Below are 24,379 nucleotides of genomic sequence, written 5' to 3' on the forward strand. Positions count from 1 at the left end.
ACAATTATGAACGCTAGAAGAGATTTTCTAAAAACCCTGGGCTTAGCTACTGCAGGTTTAGTGATTGCCCCTAATCTGGATCTTTTTGCCGGCAAAAAAGCTTGGTTTGATATTTCCTTAGCCGAATGGTCTTTGCATCGAACTTTGTTTAAGGGTGATCTGAAAAATATTGACTTCCCGGAGTTGGCAGCAAAGAAGTATGGTATCTTTGGCGTAGAGTATGTTAATTCATTTTTTAAAGATAAAGCCAAAGATTTTACGTACTTGAAGGATCTTAATGATAGGGCGAAATCAAATGGGGTGCGGAATGTTTTGATTATGGTAGATGGGGAGGGCGACTTAGGTAATGCCGACGAGAAAAAGCGTAAAGTGGCGGTAGAAAATCATTATAAATGGATTGACGCGGCTACGTATTTAGGCTGTGGTGCTATTCGCGTGAATGCCGCAGGTCAGGGTAGCAAGGAGGAGCTTGCTAAACGGGTGCAGGAGAGTTTGTCGACTTTAGCGGATTATGCAGAGAAAAGCAAAATTAATGTTATTGTAGAAAACCATGGCGGTATATCCTCGCATGGCGATTGGTTAGCGGCGGTACTTAAAGGTGTTGGAAAAAATAATTGTGGCGCACTGCCTGATTTGGGAAACTTCTACGAATATGACCGCTATCAGGGGGTTAAGGATTTAATGCCTTTTGCGAAAGGGGTGAGTGCAAAAACCAATGACTTTGACGACATGGGTAACGAAAAAAATATCGATTATGTGCGTATGATGGAAATTATTAAAAACGCAGGTTTTAGGGGGTATATCGGTATTGAATATGAAGGGAACCGCTTGAGTGAGCCGGAGGGTATTTTGGCAACTAAAGCTTTGTTGGAACGCTTTCGGTAGCTTTTAAGGGTTTACTATTTTTTGATATTTCTTGGCGAGCTGTTATTTCTTATTAAATAATAGTTCGTTTTTTTATGCCTAATGTGATAATATCTATTCTTTAGAAGTATTATTAATATGCTTTATGATCAAAGCTTTACAGGTTTTCTGCCTAGCTATTATTTGGTTTTGCCAAATAATTTACTAAAAAAGCTGCCTATACTTTGTAACTATTCTATAATAAGGAGAAAAAATCGATAAAAATTAGTTTCTTTGTTAATTAAATTCTAGGATAACATATACAATAGTCTAAATTTATGATTGAAGAAAAGGATGATGTATTAATAGATCATTTGGCCAAACGTGGCGTGGACAACAAAATGGTTTTAGGACATCCTGCTAGTTTATTTGTTCTGTTTTTTACCGAAATGTGGGAGCGTTTCAGTTTTTATGGTATGCGGGCCTTATTGGTTACGTTTTTAATTTCTGAAGTGGCCAAAAATGGTTGGGGTTGGACAAATGCTGAGGCCTTGAACTTGTATGGCTGGTATACGGGGCTGGTATATGCCACACCGCTGATTGGGGGTTTGATAGCGGATAGGGTTACGGGGTACAAGAAAGCCATACTTTTAGGGGCTTTAATCATGACATTAGGCCATGCTTCTATGGCGCTCGAAGGCGAGAGTAAACTGTTTTTCTTTATCGGTTTGGGGTTAATGATTTTAGGGAATGGCCTTTTTAAACCGAATATTTCGTCTATGGTGGGGCAATTGTATCCGGATAATTCGGCAAAGAAAGATGCGGGCTATACCGTCTTTTATATGGGTATTAATGCGGGTTCTTTCTTAGGTTCCATGTTATGTGGATATATTGGCGAGAAAATTGGATGGCATTATGGCTTTGGCCTGGCTGGTGTGTTTATGTTTTTTGGTATGCTACAGTTTTATTTTGGTCAGCATATTTTTGGCGTTATTGGTGATAAACCCAAGAAAAATATAGACCCTAATGCCGCTATTGAGGAGGTGAAAAATGAACCTCATGTGGTTCGGGATCGTTTAATAGTGGTTGCTGTTTTAATTATTGCCAGCGTATTTTTCTTTTTAGCGTTTGAACAGGCGGGGGGCTCCATGACTATTTTTGCTAAAAATTATACGCAACGGGTCTTGGAAGGTACGGCTGGAACAACCTTTAAATGGGTAGACGCTGGGCTTACTATCCTTCCCATATTTATAGTAACTTATGTGTTGCTTAAATTGGCCAATAAGATATTTAAGCAGTATCCGTTAACGATTATTTTTACGCTGATTTCGTTTTTCTCGATCGTAATCTTGGGGTTGTGGAAGGTGCATCGTGAGTTTACTTCGGAAGTTACGGAGGTAACTGTGGCCTGGTTCCAGATATTAAATGCATTTTTTATTGTTACCCTGGCTTCGTCTTTTAGCAGGTTTTGGGAGAAGGTATGGAATCCTTCAGGACCTGTGAAATTTGCTTTAGGGTTGATTTCAGTTGGCGTTGGCTTCTTAGCGCTTTCTTATGGCAGTATGAGTATTCCTTCGGGGGCGGCTACCGCTTCGGTTAGTATGATCTGGTTAATATTGGCGTATTTCTTTCATACTACAGGCGAGCTTTGTGTTTCGCCCGTCGGCTTGTCGTATATGAGTAAACTCTCTCCAAAAAAATTCTTGGGGTTAATCTTTGGTTTTTGGTTTCTAGCCTCTGCTATCGCTAATAAATTAGCTGGTTTCAGTGGTGGCCTAATTGATAAAATCACGGAAATGTATTCCATGTCTACCTTCTTTTTGATTATCGCCGGACTGCCAATTGCTGCCGCAGTTCTTTTGTTGATTCTTAGTCCGTTTTTACGAAAAATGATGCATGGCATAAGGTAAGACTTAATCGATTTTGGTGAAGGTTACGTTTATTCGATTTACCAGGCGAATTAGAAGGGTGTTTTTAAAGTTAAATTGTATTTTTGGGCTGCTAAAAAGCGAAATTATTACTATATGAATAAAGTATCAGAAGCTTCTTTTTCAGAAGAATTAGAAAGGCAAGGGGTGGATGGGAAAATGGTTTTAGGCCATCCATCAGGGCTTTTTGTGTTGTTTTTTACGGAAATGTGGGAGCGTTTTTCCTTTTATGGAATGCGTGTATTATTAATCCAATTTCTTACCGCTGCCGTATTGGGCTCTAATCCGGGATGGGGTTGGTCGGCAGAAAATGCCGCCGCCTTGTATGGTACCTACGCCATGTTGTTGTATATCACGCCGATTTTCGGGGGTATTATTGCAGATAAATATGTGGGTTACCGTTGGGCTGTCGTAATCGGTTCGATTATTATGACTTTAGGGCATGCTTTTATGGCCCTGGATACACCGCTGTTCCTGTACCTTGGTCTAGGATGTTTGGTAATCGGAACGGGGTTCTTTAAACCTAATATGACGTCAATCCTTTCTGAAATGTACAAGAAGTTTCCGCAGAAAAAGGATGCTGCCTATACGATATTTTATATGGGGGTAAATGCTGGCGCTTTCTTTGGAATGATGTTGTGTGGTTACCTGGCCGAAAAGATTGGCTGGCACTGGGGGTTCGGACTTGCTGGTATATTTATGTTATTGGGTACTTTACAGTTCTGGATGGCAAAACCGCTGTTTGGTAGTATTGGCTCTGTACCGGATAAATCGGTGGATGCAAAGGCGAAGCAGGCGGCAATGTATGAACCTGGTGAGAAACCAAATCCTTTTACCTTGGTGGATACGTTGTTGATCGCGGCAATGACCATTTTGGGTTTAGGTTATGCATTTAATGATCCGTTAACGAAAATAGCGCAGATCAATTTATTTGATTTCTCTTTTTACAATATTTCCGGGCAAAATTTTGTAATTATTCTTGCCTTGGTTTTATTCTTTGTGGTGGTTATAAAAAGGTTGTTAAACTATACGAAGGTGGTACGCGACCGTATGATTGCGGTAATTATCTTTGCTTTTTTCGTGGTATTCTTTTGGATGTCGTTTGAACAGGGCGCCTCTTCATTGGTAATCTTTGCCCGTGATAATGTAGATAGAGCGTTAGAAGGGAATACCAAGGTCATTTTTAACGTAGTGAATACCTTGTTGACCGTAGTTCCTTTATTATTTATTTCCTATGTTTTAATACTATTGGCCAAACAGACGTATAAAAAAGCCTTAATGTCGAATGTAGTTTTGGCTTTGTGTTTTGTGGGTGTCTGGGGCGTGGCGATCTGGATGTTGCAACGTGAATTGTTGTCGGAGACTTCGGAAATTACAGTGTCCTTCTTTAGTACATTAAACTCATTTTTTATTATTTCACTGGCATCGATTGTGTCGCGTGTTTGGGATTCTAAATACAACCCGCCTGCAGCAGTGAAATACGGATTGGGGTTAGTTATTATGGCACTGGGTTTCGGGTGTTTGTTTTTGGGAACAAGCGGTGTTGCTGAAGGTGTGCGCATTAGCTTTATTTGGTTGGTATTGGCCTACCTGTTTCATACCTTGGGCGAGTTGTGTTTATCGCCAGTGGGTTTATCTTATGTATCCAAGTTGGTGCCTGCACGTATGATAGGTTTTATGTTTGGTATGTGGTACCTCGCTATTGCAATCGGAAATAAATTGGCCGCTATTGTCGGTGGAGAGATTGAAAACATTACGAAAGAGTATTCTTTAAGTACTTTCTTTCTGATATTTACAGTCGTTCCCATTGTCGCCGGCCTGTTAGTGATGGCACTGAATCCGCTCATAAAAAAATTAATGCACGGCGTAAAATAGAAAAATTGAATAGAAATGCTTTCCTTTGGGGAGCATTTTTTAATTATATAGGTTATGTCTAAAGATATTACAATAGAGGAGATCCAAAATTTTGAAGGTAAATACCCGAAGCAGCTGTGGTATTTGTTTCTCGTGGAAATGTGGGAACGGTTCTGTTTCTATGGTATGCGTGGGGTCTTGACGATTTTTATGGTGGATCAGTTGTTTCTTGCTGATAAAGAAGCCAACCTTAAATATGGAGCCATACAGGCTTTTGTCTATGCCTTTACTTTTGTAGGCGGTATTTTTGCCGATAAGGTTTTAGGTTTTAAACGCTCCTTAATCTTTGGAGGGGTATTGATGATAGCCGGGAATGGGTTAATAGCTATTTCTCCGCATGATTTCTTTTATGTGGGTATAACGTTAACGATTATCGGTACAGGTTTCTTTAAACCGAATGTGTCGTCTATGGTAGGCGATTTGTACAAAGAGGGGGATGCCCGCCGTGACGCCGGTTTTGGTATGTTTTACTCGGGTATAAATATTGGTGCCTTATTGGGCGGTGCTTTATGTGTTTGGTTAGGCAAGGAATATTCTTGGAACTATGCTTTCTTAGCAGCAGCGATTGTTATGGTTATTGGCGTCGTTATATTTATGGCAACGAAACATTTATTAGGTCCTATTGGTAACAGCCCTTTGCAGGCTTTGCCAACAGCAAAAAGATTAAGCAGGGAGCTGATGGTGTATATCGGTGCCTTATTGTGTTTGCCTTTGATTTACCTGATGATCAATAATACGGGGTATACGGATGCATTTATGTATACCATCGGGCCTTTGGCTTTGATTTATTTCTTTATGCAGCTGGGAAAAGAAAAAGATGGCGCCGCTAAGCAAAAGTTAGTTGCAGCATTGATTTTGATTATCTTTTCCATTATTTTCTTTGCCATCTTTGAGCAAGCCGGAGGTTCATTAGCCTTGTTTGCAAATAAAAATTTACACCACAATATTTTGGGTTTGCAGATTGATCCGAATGTGGTCAATAACGGTGCAAACTCTTTGTTTGTAATTATATTTAGTCCGCTGTTGGGTTTAGTATGGCTGGCTATGGCAAAAAAGAAAATTGAACCCAATACGGTTATAAAATTTGCTTTAGGTTTCTTGTTGTTGGGCTTGGCGTATTATCTCTTTTATGTAACGCGTTTCTTTGCCGACGAAAATGGTAAAACCTCCTTGGAAGTGTTTACTTTAGCGTATCTAGCGGTTACCTTGGGCGAGTTATGCCTATCACCAATTGGCCTTTCTATGGTTACCAAACTTTCACCTAAGCGCCTTGGGGGCATGATGATGGGTTTATGGTTTTTGGCAAGTGCCTATGGGCAGTACGGGGCGGGTTTATTGGGCGCAGGAATGTCGTCACCTGATGAAAATGCTTCGGCTATGGATAAACTGATTGGGTATACCAACGGGTATCAGCAATTGGCGATTTATGCCGTTGTAGCGGGGGTGCTTCTCGTAGTGATATCACCATTTATTAAAAAGCTGATGAACGGTGTTAGCTAATGCGTAAGCAGGCTAATTCGATATGCCTATTTTTTAGGCAAGCTTAAAATAGTATTTTTGTTTTTTAGAATCATAAATGGTGACGGATAGCGTTGTAATAATTCCTACATATAACGAAATTGAAAATATTGAATCTATTATCCGGAAGGTATTTTCCCTTCCGGTAGATTTTAACATATTGGTCGTAGACGATGGTTCGCCAGATGGTACTGCGAATTGCGTTAAAAACCTGATGCTGGAGTTTCCAGAACGCTTGTTTATCGAAGAACGTAGGGGCAAGTTGGGCTTAGGTACGGCTTATATTCATGGCTTTAAATGGGCACTGGCAAGAACATATACCTATATTTTTGAGATGGATGCCGATTTTAGCCATAACCCTGATGATCTTATTCGTTTACGTGATGCTGCCCTGAATGGCGGCGATATGGTTATCGGTTCCCGATATGTCAATGGCGTTAATGTTGTAAACTGGCCTATGAGCCGGGTGCTGATGTCTTATTTTGCCTCTGTTTATGTGCGTTTAATTATGCGTATAAAGGTGCAGGACGCTACAGCAGGGTTTGTGTGTTTTAATCGAAAGGTTCTCGAGAAAATAGCCCTCGATAATATTAAATTTGTAGGCTACGCTTTTCAGATTGAAATGAAATTTAAAGCCATTAAGTATGGCTTTAAGGTTATTGAAGTGCCCATTATATTCACCGATAGAACATTGGGGGTATCTAAAATGAGTACTAAAATTTTTCGCGAGGCTTTTATTGGTGTGATACAGCTGAAGGTGGAAAGTCTTTTTAAATCCTATAAGTAATGAACGAAAATCTCGATCCAAATCCAGAACGTCTGAATCCTACCGATAAGGAAATGGAGCGGGTATTACGTCCTCAAAATTTTGAGGATTTTACCGGACAGGCAAAGATATTAGAAAATCTATCGATTTTTGTGGAGGCCGCAAAATTGCGTGGCGAGGCCTTAGACCATGTGCTGCTCCATGGCCCCCCAGGTTTGGGCAAAACGACGCTCTCTCATATTATTGCCAATGAAATGGGCGTGGGAATTAAAATTACCTCCGGTCCGGTATTGGATAAACCCGGTGATCTGGCCGGTCTTTTGACGAATCTGGATGAGGGGGATATCCTATTTATTGATGAGATACACCGCTTATCCCCTGTAGTAGAGGAGTACTTGTACTCGGCGATGGAGGATTTTAAGATCGATATTATGCTGGAAACAGGTCCTAATGCGCGGTCGGTGCAGCTATCGTTGAATCCGTTTACGTTGGTAGGGGCTACAACACGGTCGGGCTTACTGACAGCGCCTTTACGTGCTCGATTTGGTATTAATGCGCGCTTGCAATATTACGATGCTAAATTGTTAACGAGTATTGTAGAGCGTTCTTCCAGTATATTAGGGGCTGCAATTAGCGAAGAAGGGGCCTATGAAATAGCCCGCAGAAGTCGTGGAACCCCGCGTATCGCCAATGCTTTGCTGCGTAGAACGCGCGATTTTGCACAAATTAAAGGAAATGGCAGTATCGATAAGGCCATTGCGCAGTATGCCTTGAATGCGTTAAACGTAGATGAGCATGGCTTGGACGAGATGGATAATCGAATTCTATCGACCATTATTGATAAATTTAAAGGTGGCCCTGTAGGCCTTAAAACTATTGCTACGGCAGTAGGGGAGGATGAAGGTACCATCGAAGAGGTGTACGAACCTTTTTTAATTCAGGAGGGCTATTTAATGCGTACCTCTCGGGGTCGCGAATGTACGGAGAGTGCTTTTAAGCATTTAGGACGTGCTTATTATAATAAAGGTAATACGTTATTTTAACGTATTACCTTTAATTGCTTTAAAATCTTATTGCCGCGTGCGTACAAGGCGACAGCATTTTTTTTCTCCAAATCTAGCGTAATTTGTAGCGCTAGTTCCCGGCCTAACCAGGGATGTTTTTCAACAAAAATATAGAGCAGGTCGTATAGGTTTGCACGAACGGAAATCGGACATTCTGTCGTTTCTAACATGCCCATAATTTTCGATATTATTTGCTCTTCCTGCTCTTCGCTTAGAACCGGTGCGGCTAAAGTATAGTGCTTTAACAGGGAATATACTAATTTCGTAAGGCTGCGCTGGGCACTCCAATTTCCGGAGGATAGAAAGGTTTGTAATACCTGATGCTGCTGTGCTAGGAGCAAGGTTTTATCTTGTAGCAGCAGATGCTCTAAGGCCCAGGCCGCCCGAAAGGCGGTTTTTTCGAAGGCCTTGCCTTGTAAGGCCAAAACTTCAAAGAGCTCCTTTACACTGATATCGCTTAATATCTGGGCTGTTAAATCCGAAGCACTATAGGAACATAGTGCTTCGGAAATTGTCGCTATCCTGCTGGCTTGCATGCCTAACGGGTTAACGGTTTTTCTTTGTTGATTTCTGTGATATCAACTTGATCTCTATTCGATTCGCCCAGTAGGTGCTCACTGAAATAATCGGCCATTTTCCAAAAGAAATATTCGGTCATATCGCCAAAGGCATGACGCTGACCAGGCAGAAGAAGAAAATCAAAACGTTTATTGGCTTTAATCAATGCATCGACCATACGGATCGAATTTGCTGGATGTACGTTGTTGTCGATATCGCCTGTAGCAATGAGTAGTTTACCCTTTAAGTTGGCTGCTAGCTCGGTATTTTTGTCAATTTGATATTTGAAAATGGTATCATTTTTTGCCGACACCTCTTCCTTTACGCCATGGTGGCGCTCGCTCCACCAACGGTTGTAGATATTGTTTTCATGGTTACCAGCTCCTGAAACAGCAACTTTAAAGAAGTCTGGATATACCAACATAGCTGCGGTAGACATAAAACCACCTCCTGAATGCCCGGTGATACCTACTTTATTTATATCGATGTACTTGTACTTGTTGGCCAGCTGTTCTGCGGCAACTTTTTTATCCTCCAGACCATAATTTCTAAGGTTTCCATAGCCATAGGTATGGTACCACTTGGAGCGCGATGGGTGCCCCCCGCGGTTACCAACAGAAATAACAATAAAGCCCATCTGCGCTAAACGATCTATACGATCCATGCTCCGGCCAAAGCTTTTATTTACGGCTTCTGTTTGCGGACCCGGGTATACATATTCTACTATAGGGTACATTTTGGTCGAGTCGAAATCAAATGGTTTATACATTACACCATAAATGTCTGTAATACCATCGCCGGCTTTTACTTTAAACGGTTCGGGGAATTTATAGCCCGTAGCAAATAATTGCGATAGATCGGCTTCCTCGAGCTTCATAATCAACTGCCCCGAGGCGCTATAAAGATTGCTCTGTGGCGTAGTATTGACGCGAGAGAAATTATCAATAATAACATTGCCGCTTTCACTTACCTCCACCTGATGGTCAAAGTTGCCGTTCGTAATTGTTTTTAGAGCTCCACCATTTTTATTCACCGCATAGTAGTAGCTGTAATAAGGGTCTATATTTTTCTCCTTACCGTTGGCTTTGAAAAACAAAGTTCCGGTAGCCTCCTGGTAGGCACTAAGTTCGTCGCAGTGAAACTCACCTTTTGTAATTTGATGGATTAATTTTCCCTGGTTATCGTACAGGTAAAAGTGGCCCCAGCCATCACGCTGCGACCAATGGATAAACTGCTTCCCACCAGCAATAAACTTCGGCTTCTTAATATCGAGGTAAACATTCGCGCGCTCTTCAACAAGAACACGTGTTTTGCCTTCTACGCTAACTGCTACGACATCTATCTTTTTAAGGTCGCGGCTGGAGCGTGCGATATAAAACTCCTGGTCATTACCTAACCAGTAGTTAATGTAATACTTGCCTTTGTAGCTGGCTTTGCTCGCATCTTGATTCCATAGGCCTAAGGTTTGATTTTTAAAGGCTGCAATATTTACCTGTTTGGCCTGTAAAGTTTGGCTGTCGAAGATATACAATTCCGTTTCTGTAGAATCTGTTTCACCAGGCATTTGGTATTTGTAGGTTTCCAACGTAGGGCGCTTGCTGCCTACGTTATTAATAACCCATAAAGCGGAAATATTACGGCTATCTTTACGCGTTAGCGCAAAGTGTTTACCGTTTGGCGACCAGTTTAACCAAACGGGTTTACGCTTTTGAAGCTCATCGGCATCCGTTTTGGCATCGCCAGTAGTGGTGCTGTATTGGTCGCCACCCCAAGCGTAGTACTGTACACCACCTGTTGTAAACTGATGCTCCACAATGGTGCTATCTTTTTCATTTTCCAGCGCTTTCAGGTAGTTGCTATAATCCATCCAGTATAGATTATAGTTTTTAGCATAGAAAACCTTGGTCGTATCCGGGTTAAAATTTGCCCAATTGGGTTTGCTTTTTTCCTTGCTTTTGTCGCTTAGTTCGGTAAGTTTTTTGCTGTTTAAATTATATTCAAAATAGAATAATTTTTTCTTTAATGTATCGCTTTTGTTGGTTAGCTTTTTTATTTCTTCCTTGCTCTTTACCGTATCCTTGGTGCTTTGAACTTCAAAGCGTATCAGGTTTTCATTCTCCATAAAACGAAGGTTCTGCAGCGGAAGGTGCTGCGCATCGAATGGGTTTTTTACAATGGCGGTAACTTTGGCTGCCATCTCTGCATTATCAAATAGAGGCTGTTTACGCTTTGCTGCAGGCTCTACTAAATACCAGCTTTTGCCCGCAGAGGTACTGTAGTCGTACCAGAATTTATCCCCATTATTTATCCAATTGGGTTTGACCTCTGTAGAGAAGATTAAGGTACGTAGTTTTGTCGGAGAGTATTTCGCGGCTAACTGATAGTTGGGCTTCGGAGTTTTGCTTTTTTCCTGTGCATGGCCTAAACCTGCAACAAGAGCAAGTAACCCCATTAAATAGTACTTCATATGGAATTATGCGTTAATAAATTAGAAGAGCTAAATTATTCTTTTCTACTGATGTTATAAGAATGTAGCTTTGTAATATTTTTGATAACTAATAGAATTTTTCATTGAAATTTACTAGAAATAATTCTTTTGTAGCCCGTGTTAATGCCGTATATAACCAGCGTAGAAATTCGGTGTTCAGCATTTCATCGGTCATATACCCCTGATCTACAAAAACTAAAGGCCATTGTCCGCCCTGTGCCTTATGGCAGGTAATGGCGTAGGCAAATTTAATCTGAAGGGCATTGTAATACGGGTCCTTTTTTATCGCTTCAAGTCGGTCTTTTTTGGATATTATATCCTGGTAATCCAGCGCTATACTTTCATAAAGCCGCTGCATATCGGTAAGAGGCATTTGCGCTGCATCTACATGTAAACTATCTAATAGTACCCGGCAACGGATGGCATCTCCTTCATTATTATCCATAAATTCCAGATACAGATCGGCAAAGCGAAAGCCATGCATATCATGTATATTGCCTACCTTTTTAACAATAGCCATATCACCATTGGCAATAAACCCTACATGCGTATCATCGTGCTGCTGTAGCCAGTAATAATTATTGCGCACCACCATCAGGATATCACCGCCCGTAATTTCATCCTCACGAAATAGGATTTGGTTGCGTATATGCTTGTTGTATAGGTTCGCCGATTTATTCGACCGGCAAATTACCATGCAATTTTCCAATTCATATTTGTCGTATGCATAATGTAAGCCTTCTATTAGGCGGTCGCCGTTCATGCGGTAGATATCGCGAAAACCTTGCGTTACAAATTTCGGAAAGCTGTAAGTTGGGTTCTCATCATCGAAACGGATTTCATTTCTGATTTTCGTGGCATTGTAGAGGATTCCGGAATTTTTATCCTGGCGCACCACATCGGTGAGTTCGTAGGTAAACACATGTAAACCAAATTCCATACTTATATAATCTGCATCTAAGGCCGGACTCTTTACCAAGCCTACAGGGGGGAGTTGTGCCGTATCGCCCACCAGCATTAAGGTGCAGTTTTTTCCCGCCTGCACATACTGTATAAGGTCGCTCAAAAGGCCGTCAGAAAAAACATGAAATCCTTCTGTGCTAATCATCGAAGCCTCATCTACGATAAATACGGTATTTTCATGCGTATTTTCGGCGATATCAAAATCCATTTGTGTAGCTAAAGCAGACTTTTTACGGTATATTTTTTTATGGATGGTGAGGGCATTTCGACCCGAATAATGCTGCATAACTTTTGCTGCACGTCCTGTAGGTGCCAATAATACCGCTCTTTTACGTAAACGGGGTAGGCTGTTTACGACTGCAGATATCAGTGTTGTTTTACCCGTACCGGCATATCCACGCAAGATAAAACAACTGCTGTCGGAGAAGGTTTCCAAAAACTCGGCTAACAGGCCAAAAACCTCCTGTTGCTGGGTGGTCGGAACCAAGGAGAACTGTTCGGTGAGAAGTTTTTCAATATACACATCCAAAGTTATCTAAAAAGGTTTGTCATTTCAATTGTAAAAGCTAATTTTGTTAGTTCGGAGAGGAGCCGAATTAAAACGCATAGTATATATGATTTATACCTCATCAGATTTTTTTATCCCTTACTTGCCGGATTATACCTTGTATATCAAAAGTGATGTGCACAACGATCAACTTGTGGTGGTAGATGCTGCAGGTAGGGTGTTGGTGTATAGGAGCTATGCCAGTGCGGAGCCCACGGCAGAGGCATTGAAAATATTAAGCCTTCCTTTTCAGCAGGTGCAGATTTCATTGCCACAGCAGGGACTCATCTGGGTGCCACAGGAGGTTTATGATGTTACCGAGAAAGCGCTGTATACCGATTATTTCGTCGATGAGCATATCGATAGTATTGGTGTTCAGGAAATAGATGCGTTGTCTGCGGTAGCTTTATATCAATATGACTTGTATTTATATAACCGTTGGAAAAGCCTATTCCCAACGGCTCACTTCACACCGATATTCAGCGTTTTTATCCAGCAGTTAGGGACAGATATCCCTAAAAATGGCGCCTTTATGGGTATCCATCGGTACGATGATCAGGCTGATATTATATTATTTGTGGATGGTGAATTTAAGCTTTATAATACATTTGAGGTAAATACTATTGACGATCTGTGTTATTTTGTATTGTCGTTGTTCCGCAATTTCCATATCCGCGAAAAGATTGCAGGCATAGCCTTAAGTGCCGTTGCCTCCGATAGCGAATGGATACAGCGTTTGCAGCGATATGCGGAGACAGTATATCTGTTGAAACCCATGCAGCAATGGTTTGCCGAGGATGAGGCTGTAGCAAAAAAAATAGAAGAACTAAACGTATTAACCGATAGTACACGATGCGTATAATAGGAGGGAGACTGGGCGGAATACGATTAAATCCACCAACAAATTTACCAGTACGGCCAACGACAGATCTGGCGAAAGAGGCTTTGTTTAATATCTTACAGCACAAGATAGATTGGGCAGATGCCCAGTGTTTGGATTTATTCTGTGGTACCGGAAATATATCTTTTGAGCTGGCATCGCGCGGCGCTGCAGAGGTAGATGCCGTAGATATACACAGCAAGTGTCTTTTTTATGTGAAGGATATGGCTAAAAAATATGATTTTTCGGCTATTAACACCCGTAAGGCGGATGTCTTTAAGTTTGTGGCGTCTTGTAAAAAACAATATGACTTTATTTTTGCCGACCCTCCCTACGATGTGGCTCAATTGCCGCAATTAGCGCATCTGGTTATGGATAATAACTTGTTAAAAGAAGGTGGTATATTGGTGGTGGAGCATCCGTCAACCCGAAAGATGCAGGAACACGCTACTTTAGTTGAGACACGGAAGTATGGTTACTCTTCCTTTAGTATATACGAATTATAAGGGTTAAACTAAATTAATACCGATGATTACAGCTGTTTTTCCAGGGTCCTTTGATCCTTTTACCTTAGCACATAAAGATCTGGTAGATCGCTCCCTGTCCCTGTTTGATCGGGTCCATATTGCTGTAGGGGTAAACAGCAGTAAAAAAGGGTTGATGGATTATGCTCAGCGTAAAGCCGCTATCGAAGCCGTATATAAGGGAAATGACAAGGTGGTTGTCGATACCTTCACGGGCTTAACCATAAGCTACTGCCAGCAAGTTGGGGCGCAGTTTATTTTACGAGGATTGCGTAATACGAAAGATATGGAGTTTGAAAACGCTATTGCCCAAAGTAACCTGATTTTAGCACCTGAAATTGAGACTTATTTTTTAATGAGCCGCAGTGGTACGGCACATATATCGTCGACAATTGTGCGGGATATATGGACAAATAACGGTTCAGTAGCCTCCTTTGTACCCAAGGAGGTATTAGCCTTCTTAAAGTAGAAAGTAGAAAGTAGAATTGATTTTTTTAATCAAATTATTTCTGGTGTCATGCAATACACCAGAAATAAGAGATAAATGCGGCTGGCTTAGGCCAGATTATAAGGCGTAATCCTTCTACCTTACCTAAACCCAGTACAAAATTTAGGTTCTAAAGAATTTAACCTTTTTGCCTTTTATTTTTCCCGTAGACCCTTCCTTAATAATAATTGAGGCTACCTTACGTTTTACCGCAATATAAGCTTCGTTATCTTTTACCTCAATTACGCCTAAATCATCTTTCTCCAGCCCCTTAAGCTGCAATATATAGCCCACGATATCTATTTTATTAACCTTATCTTTTTTACCAAAAGGAATGTACAGGGTGGTATAAGGGCTGTTTGGTGGCAGCTCATAGTCTTCCTCCAGAAGAAGTTCTTCCGTATTTTCTGGGAGGTAGGTGAATACATCATCCGGTTTAAGCATTAAAATTACCTCGCCTGTTGTTTTCATACGTGCTGTTCTACCATTCCGGTGGATAAAAGCATCCTCCTTGCTCGGCAATTGATAGTGCACGATAAGATCGATTTCTGGAATATCCAAACCCCGTGCGGCAAGATCTGTAGTTAATAAAATGCGGTTACTGTTATTTCTGAATTTTAAAATCGATAACTCACGGTCACGCTGTTCTAATCCGCCATGAAAAACATCGTGTATTAAATCGCGGCTATCCAGCAATTCGCTGATGTGGTCTACTGCTTCCCGGTGGTTGCAGAAGATAAGTATCTTTTTGCTGCCCTGGCTACAGATAAGTTTGAATAGGGCTTTTAACTTATGTTGTGCCGGACTGATTACTTTTTTGAACCTGATATCCGGGATATTATCTTTGGAATCCAGGAAGTTAACTTCTATAGGCAGATTTAGGGATAGAAAATCCGGAAATTCGGCCAATGCCGTTGCCGACGTCAGGATGCGCTGCTTTACCTGTGCTGCAGCGCCGGTAATATGTGCCAGCTGCTCCTGAAAACCCAGTTCAAGGGATTTATCAAACTCATCTAAGACTAAAGTATGGATATGTTCTGGCGTAAAGTTGCCGCGTTCCAGGTGGTAAATAATCCTTCCTGGCGTACCAATAAGAATGGCAGGAGCTTGTTTTAAGGCGTTACGTTCAATTTTCGTGTCGTGCCCGCCATAGGTACATAATACCTTAAAACCTTTTATAACATCCTTTATTACCGTTTCAATCTGTAGGGCCAGCTCACGTGTTGGTACCACAATTAAAACTTGTGGATTGTGGGCTGTTTTTTGCTGAATTAAGCCATCTATTAAAAGGCTAAATGCGAGGGTCTTTCCGGATCCGGTAGGGGAAAGTAGTACAAAATCTTGCTGTGGACGAAACTTTGCCAGCACTTCTTGCTGCATGTCGTTCAATGCTGTAATTTTTAACCTTTGTAATATTGATGCTATTTCCATGCTACAAAAGTAGCTATTTATAAACTAAAAAACCTTCAACCGGGGAGATTGAAGGTTTTTAAACTAACCAATTATTAACCTAAATTATGAATACTAAGTACTAATCAATCGCTGTGCCAAAACAGAAAAACAACGTTTTAGTTACATTTAAATGGCATTTCCTATACTTTTGTCAGTTTTTTGCTGCTATTTTTTACTAGCCTGGGCTGGCGGCTAGTCTGTGTTTGCTGAGATACTGAAATATTTATGGTGACAACTGCCAATATTTCCTTTACATGAGGTTAATAAATTATAAAATTTACAATTTTAAGTTTTCTGCCATTTTGGTGCATGTTAACGATGGCTTAGGCCTTCATATGTTTTAATATCCGATTTTGTGTGTTTTTTATGTGCTCCAATAATGTTGCTCTTCCTATAAGTCAATTTTTAATATGGTAGCATATTTTATCAAATACTATGAAAAACGTAAAATAAAGAAGAAATGGCAGTACCTGACAGCTGCTGTAGAAATGCTGGCAGTAAGGTTTGAGGTTTTAATGTCGGGCAGTATGTTTCCTAGTCATAGGCTGCTTAAAGCAAAAAAAAAAGCCTTCAACCGGGGAGATTGAAGGCTTTTAACTAACCAATTATTAACCTAAATTATGAATGATATTATTGTTTCAAAGCCTGTGCCAAAGTATAGGTAAGTACGATTTAGTTACAATTAAATGATAAAAATAGGGCTGTAGGATTAAACGGGTAGGCCAGGTACCGCTAGCCAAAAACAGGATTTAGCTAATTGCTATGAATTTTCCGATATCTAAAAATATCTTCTTACTTTTGAGAATAAGATAAAAAATACCTACATTAGTGTCTTAGATACACTATGTATTATTGTATTTAAAAATCATAAACCCCATAAAAGAGAAATGAGTTTAATTATCGACGTACACGCGCGCCAAATTTTAGATTCGCGCGGAAACCCCACAATTGAAGTTGACGTTACTACACAGAATGGTTTTGTAGGCCGTGCTGCTGTTCCTTCTGGTGCTTCTACAGGTGCTCACGAGGCGGTAGAATTGCGTGATGGAGACAAAAGCAAATACCTGGGAAAAGGTGTTTTGAAAGCTGTTGAAAATGTAAACACTGAAATTGCAAAAGCTTTAGAAGGTGTTGATGTTTTTGAACAAAACGCTATCGACAAAATTATGATCGACCTTGATGGAACAGAAAACAAGGCTCGTTTAGGTGCTAACGCAATTTTGGGTGTGTCTTTAGCCGTTGCAAAAGCAGCCGCACAAGAGAGCCGTCAGCCTTTGTACCGTTATATTGGCGGTGTAAATGCAAACACATTGCCAATTCCGATGATGAACATCGTAAATGGTGGAGCACACTCTGATGCGCCTATTGCATTCCAAGAGTTTATGATTATGCCAGTTGGTGCAGCATCGTTCTCGGAGGCTTTACGTTGGGGAGCAGAAGTTTTCCATACTTTGAAAAAAATCTTACACGACCGTAATTTATCTACTGCTGTAGGTGATGAAGGTGGTTTCGCACCTACATTCAACGGTACAGAAGATGCGATTGAGACCATTTTATCTGCCATTGAAAAAGCAGGTTACAAAGCGGGTACTGAAATTGCTTTAGCATTAGACTGTGCTTCTACGGAGTTCTATGTAAATGGTAACTACGATTACAAAAAATTCGAAGGTGAGGGCGGTGCTATTCGTACTAGCGAAGAGCAAGCGGCTTACCTAGCTGAATTAACAGAAAAATACCCTATTATCTCTATTGAGGATGGTATGGCAGAAGACGATTGGAATGGATGGAAAGTATTGACAGATAAAATCGGTAACCGCGTTCAGTTAGTAGGTGACGATTTGTTTGTTACAAATACTAAACGTCTTCAAGAAGGTATCGACACGGCAACAGCAAACTCTATTTTAGTTAAAGTAAACCAAATCGGTTCTTTAACAGAAACGATCAATGCGGTTTCTTTGGCACAAAATAGCGGTTATACTTCGGTAATGTCGCACCGTTCTGGCGAGACTGAAGATGCTACAATTGCTGATTTAGCTGTAGCTTTAAACTGTGGTCAAATTAAAACCGGTTCTATCTCGCGTTCCGACAGGATTGCAAAATACAATCAATTGTTGCGTATCGAAGAAGAATTAGGATCTAACGCTAAATTTATTGGTAAAGATTTCAAATTTGCTATTAAATAAGCTGAAGCATAAATAATACGTTATAGGCATCAAGTTTTCAGCTTGATGCCTATTTTTTTTGAACTTTAGCTGTTTAATGTTTCTGCGTTAACCTCCTTTGAATGCCTTTGCCTTACGGTCTATTGCGATGTAATAATTTGTTTTATGGCATAAATTTTGCCCATTACTTTCTTTCAATTCTATATATTTAACAATAAATAAAAAGTAAGTGCTATTTTTGTGTTATGGATAGATTATTAGCTTTAGTAAAGAATAAATTTCTGATTTCTGGCCTGGCCTTTATCGTTTGGATGTGTTTTTTTGACCGTTATGATTTAGCCACGCAGTTTGGTTACCAAGGTGAGCGTAAAAATTTAGAATATGAAAAGGACTTCTATACCAAGGAAATTGCGAAGATTGAAAAATCTATTCGAGATGCACAATATAGCCCTAGCGAAATCCAACGTATAGCGCGTGAAAAATATAAAATGAAAAAACAAAACGAAGATGTATTCGTAATATCTGAAGTCGACCCCAAAGACTAAGGATTATGGTATGCTAACCATAATTAAGCATGTTTATTCCGTATTTATCTCGCTATAATCTCGTATAAAAATCGTTAATTTGTAGCTTAATAAATTTGAAACTGATTTTTTTTAATTCGATAATATGATTATTCAACCACGTGTAAGAGGTTTTATCTGTTTGACGTCGCATCCAGAGGGTACAGCTCAAAATGTTAAAAACCAGATTGATTATGTGAAATCAAAAGGTGCAATCGCTAATGGCCCTAAAAAAGTTTTAGTTATAGGTGCTTCCACAGGATTTGGTTTAGCTTCGCGTATTACGGCTGCTTTTGGTTCTGAGGCGGCAACTATTGGTGTATTTTTCGAAAAACCTGCTGCAGAGGGTAAGCCTGGTACTGCAGGATGGTATAATAGTGCTGCTTTTGAAGAGGAAGCTACAAAGGCAGGATTATATGCAAAAAGTATCAATGGCGATGCTTTCTCGGATGAGGTTAAAAAGCAAACTATAGCACTTATTAAACAGGATTTAGGTCAGGTAGATTTAGTAGTTTACTCGTTGGCATCGCCACGACGTACACATCCTAAAACTGGGGTTGCGCATGCTTCGGTATTAAAGCCTATCGGTCAATCGTTTACCAATAAAACTGTAGATTTCCATTCGGGTGTAGTTTCTGATATTTCCATCCAGCCGGTAGAAGCTGAAGACGACATTGCTAATACTGTGGCCGTAATGGGGGGTGAAGACTGGAAATTTTGGATAGAAGAACTTAAAGCTGCTGGTGTTTTAGCCGAAGGGGTAAAAACTGTAGCATATTCGTATATTGGCCCAGAGTTAACCTATCCAATCTACCGTAACGGTACCATAGGTCGTGCGAAAGATGATTTAGAAGGAACAGTGCCTGTACTAAACGATTTACTTAAGGATTTAAATGGTGTTTCTTATGTATCGGTAAATAAAGCCCTGGTAACGCAATCCAGTTCGGCAATTCCGGTTGTACCTTTATATATTTCTTTATTGTATAAGGTAATGAAGGAGAAAGGTATTCATGAAGGTACCATCGAGCAAATGCAACGTTTATTTTCGGAGCGTTTATATACCGCAAACGCCAACGATTTGCAGTTGGATGAAAAGGGACGTATACGTGTAGATGATTGGGAAATGCGTGCAGACGTACAAGAAGAAGTTGCTAAACTTTGGGAGCAGGCAACAACCGAAAACTTAGAACAACTATCCGATATCCAAGGTTACCGCGATGAGTTTTTCAACCTTTTTGGATTTAACTTCCCGGAGGTAGATTACAATGCTGAAACAAACGAAGTCGTTACAGTGCCAAGTATTGGTTAATTCGTTTCTTTATATACATACTATAAAATGGCTGTCCTTATGCGGACAGCCATTTTTATTACCAGCAGATGCCATAGCCCTTGTAGCTTTATAAATATGTAAACCTGTAAACCTATAAATTAGCTGGCTTACAAACCTACAAGCTTAGAACTTTACAAACTTACAAGTTTACAGCATTGGCCATTGTCTTTCCCTTGGCTACAGCAACTAAATTGCTGGCAGCCATGACCGCCATACGGGTTCGTGTTTCCAACGTTGCAGAACCAATATGCGGTAGTACACAAACATTTGGCATTTGCAACAAAACATTATTCGCTTCCATCGGTTCCGGATCGGTAACATCTAAGCCTGCGCCCCAGATATCGCCACGCTGTAAGGCTGCGGTAAGGTCTTCTTCGTGATGCACTTTTCCACGTGCTGTATTGATAAAAATGGCATTTTTTTTCATGCGTTTAAAAGCATCCTTATCAAATCGATACTGAGTTTCTGGCGATAGATTGGCATGTACCGACAGCACATCACTCTGCTGCAGTAAGGCGTCGAAATTCACATACCTCGCATCCAGCAACTTTTCCGCCTCCACATTCCGGCTACGGTTGTGGTAAATAATCTGCATATTATAAGCGGCCTTTGCTTTTTTTGCCAACTCCAGACCTATTCGTCCGAGTCCGTAGATGCCTAAAGTTTTGCCTTCCAGTTCAATACCCAAATCCTGTGTAAATTCAAAGTCTTTCCATTTACCGTCGAAAACCTCTTTAGCGCGGTAAAAAGCCTTCCTGGATACGGCCAGCATTAATAAGAATGCCACATCTGCCGTAGCAGCGCTTAACACATCCGGGGTATTCGATACAGGGATTTCCCATTTATATGCAGCAGAAATATCAACATGGTCATATCCCACGCTGGCTAAAGCAACTCCTTTAAGGTGTTTACAGTGCTGAAAAAAATAATCGTTTAAATCTGCATGCCCAACATTTAACAAAAAGTCGACTTGCTGACAAGCCTCAATCAGCTCCTCTTGTGTTAGCTTTTTATTCGCCGAATTTATGCGCACTTCAATTCCGTTGTCGATCAGTAGATCAATGCCAGCCTGTGGAATATTTCTGGAAATATAAACTTTCATATCATTAAATAGGTTAGATTTTTGTCCTTCTGTTGGCAAAATATTTTTCAATTTCTGGTAATGCCAGCGCATTTAAGCACTTTTCTTTAGCGAGGCCACCCTTGCGCGCTACCAATACCCCATAATGCATATCCGAAAGGCCTTCCGTGCGGTGGGCATCCGGGTTTATGGCCAAAATAACACCCTTATCCAAAGCATAGCGGTGCCATCTCCAGTCGAGATCTAAGCGTAAAGGGTTGGCATTAATCTCGATAACAACCTGGTTTGCAGCGCAAGCATCAATAATTTTCTTGAAGTCCAGCGGGTAGCCAGCTCGCGCTAACAGGAGGCGTCCGGTAGGGTGCCCCAATATTGTCGTATACGGGTTTTCAATGGCCTTTAATAAACGTGCGGTAGCCTTTGTTTCATCCATTTTAAGGTTGTTATGTACCGAAGCCACGACAAAATCAAACTGCGCCAGTATTTCATCAGGGTAATCCAACGAGCCATCGGAAAGAATATCACTTTCTATGCCTTTAAATATTTTAAATGGCGCCATTTTAGCGTTGAGAGCATCGATCTCGGCCCATTGTTCGCTAAGTCGTTCTACAGAAAGTCCGTTGGCATACACCGCCGTTTTAGAGTGGTCGCATATTCCAAGGTACTCTAATTTTAGTTCTTCTTTGCAATACCGTGCCATCTCTGCTAGGCTATGCACACCATCTGAATAAGTAGAGTGGTTATGCAGGGTTCCCTTAAGATCTTCAAATGTAATAAGACTAGGGAGGCTGTTTGTTTTTGCTAATTCAATCTCATCCAACCCTTCGCGCAGCTCAGGTTCAATAAAGGCTAAACCAAGGCTATGGTATATTTCCTGTTCTGTATTTCCAGAGGCTACAAAGTCTGCATCCAGCGCTTTTATTAAGGCAAGATGTGCTGCAGACCCCGTTGTTAAAAATAATTTGCTGGCATATACATCGGGTGTACAACTATGCAGCACAAATTTGAAATTATTGCTATCTACAAAAGAAATGTAAGAATTGTCATCCGCTCGGGTAACGGTATCGCTTACAGCCGTCACAGCCTGTTGAAGTCGATCTATATCAGCATCGACAAGCAGTTCAACCTGCGAAAGCACCTCGACATTTCTACGGTAATCCCCCGTAAAAGACACCCGGTTTTGTGGTAACGACGCCGTAAGTAATTCTAATATATTTTTTGCGGCAGGAGCAGCCTTCGCATAGAGAAACCATCCTTTATTAGAGAGCATAAACTCTATAGCCTTTTTTATATCCTCCTGTGTTTTTAGTCCGAAACCTTTCGCTTCAATAAGTCTATTTTCATTACACGCATAATAGAGCTCACCCACAGACTCAATTTCAAGATCTTTCCAAATTACCTGAACTTTTTTGGGGCCAAGACCTTTAATCTGCATAATCTCCATAATCCCTACAGGAGTTTTGGCCTTCAACTCGTCTAATTCGGGGAAGGATCCCGTCTCTACGACCTGCTTTATACGTTCGGCAGTATTCTTACCAATGCCCTGCTGTGCACTTAATTGCTCCATATCAGCATCAGCAGCAGCGAATGGAAGTTTATCAATCTTAAAAGCTGCAGAAGCCATCGCTTTGGTACGAAATGGGTTTTCATTATACAACTCCATTAGCTGTCCACAAAGCTTAAAGATACGCGCTATCGTTTTATTATCCATACCCAAAAGTAGTAAAAACGAGCCACCAAAAAAAGCTACCTTTATGGGGTAGCTTTTTCAAAATTATTGATTGTTTTAAAAAAAATGGTCTATTAAATATTAGCTTTCGCTAACAATATCTTTTTTAGTAGATTCCGGCTCTGGTCTTTCAAACTTATCGATGATAAGGCGTATGCCCGAGTTTTTCGTTAAGAACTTAATTGTCCAGTTTACGAAGGTTACCAGTTTATTACGGAAACCAAAAATCGATAGTAAATGTACAAACATCCAGGTCAGCCATGCAAAGAAACCATTTAAATGGATTTTGCCCATATCTACTACAGCTCTGTTACGACCTACTGTAGCCATAGAACCTTTATCGAAATATTTAAAGTTTTCCGTATTAGGTTTGTTAGCCAATATATTCGCAATATGTTTTGCCACAAAACCACCCTGTTGTTGTGCCGCAGGTGCAACACCCGGCAAACCTCTAGGGGTATCCGCCGTAATCATGGCCGACACATCACCAATAGCATAAACACCGTCATATCCTTCTACCTGACATTGCCCATTGGTACGGATGCGGTTACCTCTTTCAATATAATCAGCATGAATACCCGCAGGGAATTGCCCCATAACACCAGCCCCCCAGATTACCGTTTTCGTAGCGATACTTTCACCATTATTAAACGTAATGATATTACCATCGTAACCTGTAACCTGCGTATTCAACATTACTTTTACCCCTAATTCTTTCAGGTATTTTTCGGAATCGCGGGAAGATTTCTCCGATAAAGCGGCCAACACTTTTCCTGTTCCTTCCACCAAATACACGTTCATTTCGTGTTCAGAAAGCTCGGGGTAATCTTTTTTCAACATGTGAAGTTGGATTTCGGCAATAGCACCCGAAAGCTCCACACCTGTAGGGCCACCACCAACGATAACAAAGTTTAAGAAACTCTGTCTATCGGCTTCATTTTTACGTAATACAGCCTCTTCCAGGTTCTGTAAAACATAACTACGGATGTTTAAAGCCTCTTGAATGCTTTTCATCGGTAGCGAGTATTTTGCAACTTCCTTATTTCCAAAGAAGTTAGATGTTGCGCCAGAAGCAATTACTAAATAATCGTAATCATAAGTACCTACAGAGGTTTGTACCTCTTTTTTATCCTTATCGATATGGATTACTTCGGCCATTCTAAAACGGAAGTTCGATTGCGATTTGAACATCTTACGAATAGGGAATGAAATAGCGTCAGCGGCAAGCGTACCTGTAGCCACCTGATACATCAAAGGCTGGAAAGTGTGAAAGTTATTTCTGTCTATCATTAACACTTCCACTTCTTTATCTTTGAGTTTGCGTGCAACTTCAACTCCACCAAATCCACCACCGATAATAATCACACGAGGGAAAGAGCGTTCAGAACGATTTAACAACATATATTGTGTCTATTTAATTTTTTGAAAGATTTTACTGCAAATATCTTAAAAAAATGTAACAATTCAATATAAAAATATTAAATATTGCATAGCCCTGATGGCGGTAAAAACCGCATTTATAGATGCGTGAAACAGGACGTATCTATTTTGTTAGCAGTGTCTTAGTGTTAAATTTACACTA

Annotated in this window: 19 protein-coding genes; 12 read left to right on the forward strand and 7 right to left on the reverse strand. The window is 40.6% G+C overall.

From position 1 onward, the window contains the following. The first annotated feature begins 6 nt into the window (after positions 1 to 6). From ACL9RF_RS00325 to ruvB, 6 genes are all read left to right on the forward strand, one after another. On the forward strand, positions 7 to 885 hold the full coding sequence (locus ACL9RF_RS00325) for a sugar phosphate isomerase/epimerase family protein (RefSeq protein ID WP_422798601.1): 879 nt from the start codon (positions 7 to 9) through the stop codon (positions 883 to 885). A 296-nt stretch (positions 886 to 1,181) separates the two neighbouring features. Further along, complete coding sequence (locus ACL9RF_RS00330) at positions 1,182 to 2,753, forward strand: peptide MFS transporter (RefSeq protein ID WP_422798602.1); 1,572 nt, start codon at positions 1,182 to 1,184, stop codon at positions 2,751 to 2,753. Between the two features lie 114 nt (positions 2,754 to 2,867). Then, positions 2,868 to 4,646, forward strand: coding sequence for a peptide MFS transporter (locus tag ACL9RF_RS00335; protein ID WP_422798603.1), 1,779 nt, complete (start codon positions 2,868 to 2,870; stop codon positions 4,644 to 4,646). Between the two features lie 54 nt (positions 4,647 to 4,700). Next, complete coding sequence (locus tag ACL9RF_RS00340) at positions 4,701 to 6,185, forward strand: peptide MFS transporter (RefSeq protein ID WP_422798604.1); 1,485 nt, start codon at positions 4,701 to 4,703, stop codon at positions 6,183 to 6,185. Positions 6,186 to 6,264: 79 nt separating this feature from the next. Then, positions 6,265 to 6,990, forward strand: coding sequence for a polyprenol monophosphomannose synthase (locus ACL9RF_RS00345; protein WP_422799975.1), 726 nt, complete (start codon positions 6,265 to 6,267; stop codon positions 6,988 to 6,990). Continuing rightward, positions 6,990 to 8,012, forward strand: a complete 1,023-nt coding sequence (ruvB, locus tag ACL9RF_RS00350) for a Holliday junction branch migration DNA helicase RuvB (protein ID WP_422798605.1) — start codon at positions 6,990 to 6,992, stop codon at positions 8,010 to 8,012. Before ACL9RF_RS00345 ends, ruvB begins: the two co-directional genes overlap by 1 nt. Here ruvB and ACL9RF_RS00355 read toward each other — a convergent pair. The 3 genes from ACL9RF_RS00355 to ACL9RF_RS00365 all read right to left on the reverse strand — a co-directional run bounded on the left by ACL9RF_RS00355 (position 8,009) and on the right by ACL9RF_RS00365 (position 12,565). Then, positions 8,009 to 8,569, reverse strand: a complete 561-nt coding sequence (locus ACL9RF_RS00355) for a hypothetical protein (protein ID WP_422798606.1) — start codon at positions 8,567 to 8,569, stop codon at positions 8,009 to 8,011. The two genes, ruvB and ACL9RF_RS00355, sit on opposite strands and share 4 nt — an antisense overlap. Before the next feature lie 2 nt (positions 8,570 to 8,571). Next, positions 8,572 to 11,058: a DPP IV N-terminal domain-containing protein gene (locus ACL9RF_RS00360; RefSeq protein WP_422798607.1), complete on the reverse strand. Its 2,487-nt coding sequence runs from the start codon at positions 11,056 to 11,058 to the stop codon at positions 8,572 to 8,574. An 88-nt stretch (positions 11,059 to 11,146) separates the two neighbouring features. Beyond that, positions 11,147 to 12,565 (reverse strand): ATP-dependent DNA helicase, encoded by a 1,419-nt coding sequence (locus ACL9RF_RS00365; protein WP_422798608.1) that lies wholly within the window; start codon positions 12,563 to 12,565, stop codon positions 11,147 to 11,149. A 91-nt stretch (positions 12,566 to 12,656) separates the two neighbouring features. Between ACL9RF_RS00365 and ACL9RF_RS00370 the strand changes: the two genes are divergently transcribed. Genes ACL9RF_RS00370 through coaD form a run of 3 tightly spaced genes read left to right on the forward strand, consistent with a single transcriptional unit; the run spans position 12,657 to position 14,462 of the window. Beyond that, positions 12,657 to 13,451, forward strand: coding sequence for a DUF3822 family protein (locus tag ACL9RF_RS00370; protein WP_422798609.1), 795 nt, complete (start codon positions 12,657 to 12,659; stop codon positions 13,449 to 13,451). Beyond that, positions 13,442 to 13,975, forward strand: a complete 534-nt coding sequence (gene rsmD, locus ACL9RF_RS00375) for a 16S rRNA (guanine(966)-N(2))-methyltransferase RsmD (RefSeq protein ID WP_422798610.1) — start codon at positions 13,442 to 13,444, stop codon at positions 13,973 to 13,975. The genes ACL9RF_RS00370 and rsmD overlap by 10 nt, the downstream gene beginning before the upstream one ends. Before the next feature lie 22 nt (positions 13,976 to 13,997). Further along, on the forward strand, positions 13,998 to 14,462 hold the full coding sequence (gene coaD, locus ACL9RF_RS00380; RefSeq protein WP_422798611.1) for a pantetheine-phosphate adenylyltransferase: 465 nt from the start codon (positions 13,998 to 14,000) through the stop codon (positions 14,460 to 14,462). Positions 14,463 to 14,603: 141 nt separating this feature from the next. Here coaD and ACL9RF_RS00385 read toward each other — a convergent pair whose 3' ends face one another. Beyond that, entirely contained in the window at positions 14,604 to 15,911 is a 1,308-nt protein-coding gene (locus tag ACL9RF_RS00385) for a DEAD/DEAH box helicase (protein ID WP_422798612.1), read from the reverse strand. A 908-nt stretch (positions 15,912 to 16,819) separates the two neighbouring features. Between ACL9RF_RS00385 and eno the strand changes: the two genes are divergently transcribed. The 3 genes from eno to fabV all read left to right on the forward strand — a co-directional run bounded on the left by eno (position 16,820) and on the right by fabV (position 19,966). Beyond that, positions 16,820 to 18,115, forward strand: coding sequence for a phosphopyruvate hydratase (gene eno, locus ACL9RF_RS00390; protein ID WP_422798613.1), 1,296 nt, complete (start codon positions 16,820 to 16,822; stop codon positions 18,113 to 18,115). Between the two features lie 224 nt (positions 18,116 to 18,339). After that, a complete protein-coding gene (locus tag ACL9RF_RS00395; protein WP_422798614.1) occupies positions 18,340 to 18,639 on the forward strand; it encodes an FtsB family cell division protein in 300 nt (99 codons plus the stop codon). Between the two features lie 124 nt (positions 18,640 to 18,763). Further along, entirely contained in the window at positions 18,764 to 19,966 is a 1,203-nt protein-coding gene (gene fabV, locus ACL9RF_RS00400; protein ID WP_422798615.1) for an enoyl-ACP reductase FabV, read from the forward strand. Positions 19,967 to 20,126: 160 nt separating this feature from the next. Here fabV and ACL9RF_RS00405 read toward each other — a convergent pair whose 3' ends face one another. From ACL9RF_RS00405 to ACL9RF_RS00415, 3 genes are all read right to left on the reverse strand, one after another. Then, entirely contained in the window at positions 20,127 to 21,089 is a 963-nt protein-coding gene (locus ACL9RF_RS00405; RefSeq protein WP_422798616.1) for a 2-hydroxyacid dehydrogenase, read from the reverse strand. A 13-nt stretch (positions 21,090 to 21,102) separates the two neighbouring features. Continuing rightward, positions 21,103 to 22,779, reverse strand: a complete 1,677-nt coding sequence (locus tag ACL9RF_RS00410; RefSeq protein ID WP_422798617.1) for a helix-hairpin-helix domain-containing protein — start codon at positions 22,777 to 22,779, stop codon at positions 21,103 to 21,105. A gap of 99 nt (positions 22,780 to 22,878) precedes the next feature. Continuing rightward, on the reverse strand, positions 22,879 to 24,198 hold the full coding sequence (locus tag ACL9RF_RS00415; RefSeq protein WP_422798618.1) for an NAD(P)/FAD-dependent oxidoreductase: 1,320 nt from the start codon (positions 24,196 to 24,198) through the stop codon (positions 22,879 to 22,881). Positions 24,199 to 24,379 lie beyond the last annotated feature (181 nt).

Origin of the sequence: Sphingobacterium sp. Mn56C, assembly GCF_049319645.1 — a bacterium.
Classification (GTDB): Bacteria; Bacteroidota; Bacteroidia; order Sphingobacteriales; family Sphingobacteriaceae; genus Sphingobacterium.

Coding starts and splice junctions, on each gene's coding strand:
- ACL9RF_RS00360 (WP_422798607.1), bottom strand. CDS start 11,058: ATGAAGTACTATTTAATGGGGTTACTTGCTCTTGTTGCAGGTTTAGGC.
- ACL9RF_RS00340 (WP_422798604.1), top strand. CDS start 4,701: ATGTCTAAAGATATTACAATAGAGGAGATCCAAAATTTTGAAGGTAAA.
- ACL9RF_RS00370 (WP_422798609.1), top strand. CDS start 12,657: ATGATTTATACCTCATCAGATTTTTTTATCCCTTACTTGCCGGATTAT.
- ruvB (WP_422798605.1), top strand. CDS start 6,990: ATGAACGAAAATCTCGATCCAAATCCAGAACGTCTGAATCCTACCGAT.
- ACL9RF_RS00385 (WP_422798612.1), bottom strand. CDS start 15,911: ATGGAAATAGCATCAATATTACAAAGGTTAAAAATTACAGCATTGAAC.
- rsmD (WP_422798610.1), top strand. CDS start 13,442: ATGCGTATAATAGGAGGGAGACTGGGCGGAATACGATTAAATCCACCA.
- coaD (WP_422798611.1), top strand. CDS start 13,998: ATGATTACAGCTGTTTTTCCAGGGTCCTTTGATCCTTTTACCTTAGCA.
- ACL9RF_RS00395 (WP_422798614.1), top strand. CDS start 18,340: ATGGATAGATTATTAGCTTTAGTAAAGAATAAATTTCTGATTTCTGGC.
- eno (WP_422798613.1), top strand. CDS start 16,820: ATGAGTTTAATTATCGACGTACACGCGCGCCAAATTTTAGATTCGCGC.
- ACL9RF_RS00410 (WP_422798617.1), bottom strand. CDS start 22,779: ATGGATAATAAAACGATAGCGCGTATCTTTAAGCTTTGTGGACAGCTA.
- ACL9RF_RS00330 (WP_422798602.1), top strand. CDS start 1,182: ATGATTGAAGAAAAGGATGATGTATTAATAGATCATTTGGCCAAACGT.
- ACL9RF_RS00335 (WP_422798603.1), top strand. CDS start 2,868: ATGAATAAAGTATCAGAAGCTTCTTTTTCAGAAGAATTAGAAAGGCAA.
- ACL9RF_RS00415 (WP_422798618.1), bottom strand. CDS start 24,198: ATGTTGTTAAATCGTTCTGAACGCTCTTTCCCTCGTGTGATTATTATC.
- fabV (WP_422798615.1), top strand. CDS start 18,764: ATGATTATTCAACCACGTGTAAGAGGTTTTATCTGTTTGACGTCGCAT.
- ACL9RF_RS00355 (WP_422798606.1), bottom strand. CDS start 8,569: ATGCAAGCCAGCAGGATAGCGACAATTTCCGAAGCACTATGTTCCTAT.
- ACL9RF_RS00405 (WP_422798616.1), bottom strand. CDS start 21,089: ATGAAAGTTTATATTTCCAGAAATATTCCACAGGCTGGCATTGATCTA.
- ACL9RF_RS00325 (WP_422798601.1), top strand. CDS start 7: ATGAACGCTAGAAGAGATTTTCTAAAAACCCTGGGCTTAGCTACTGCA.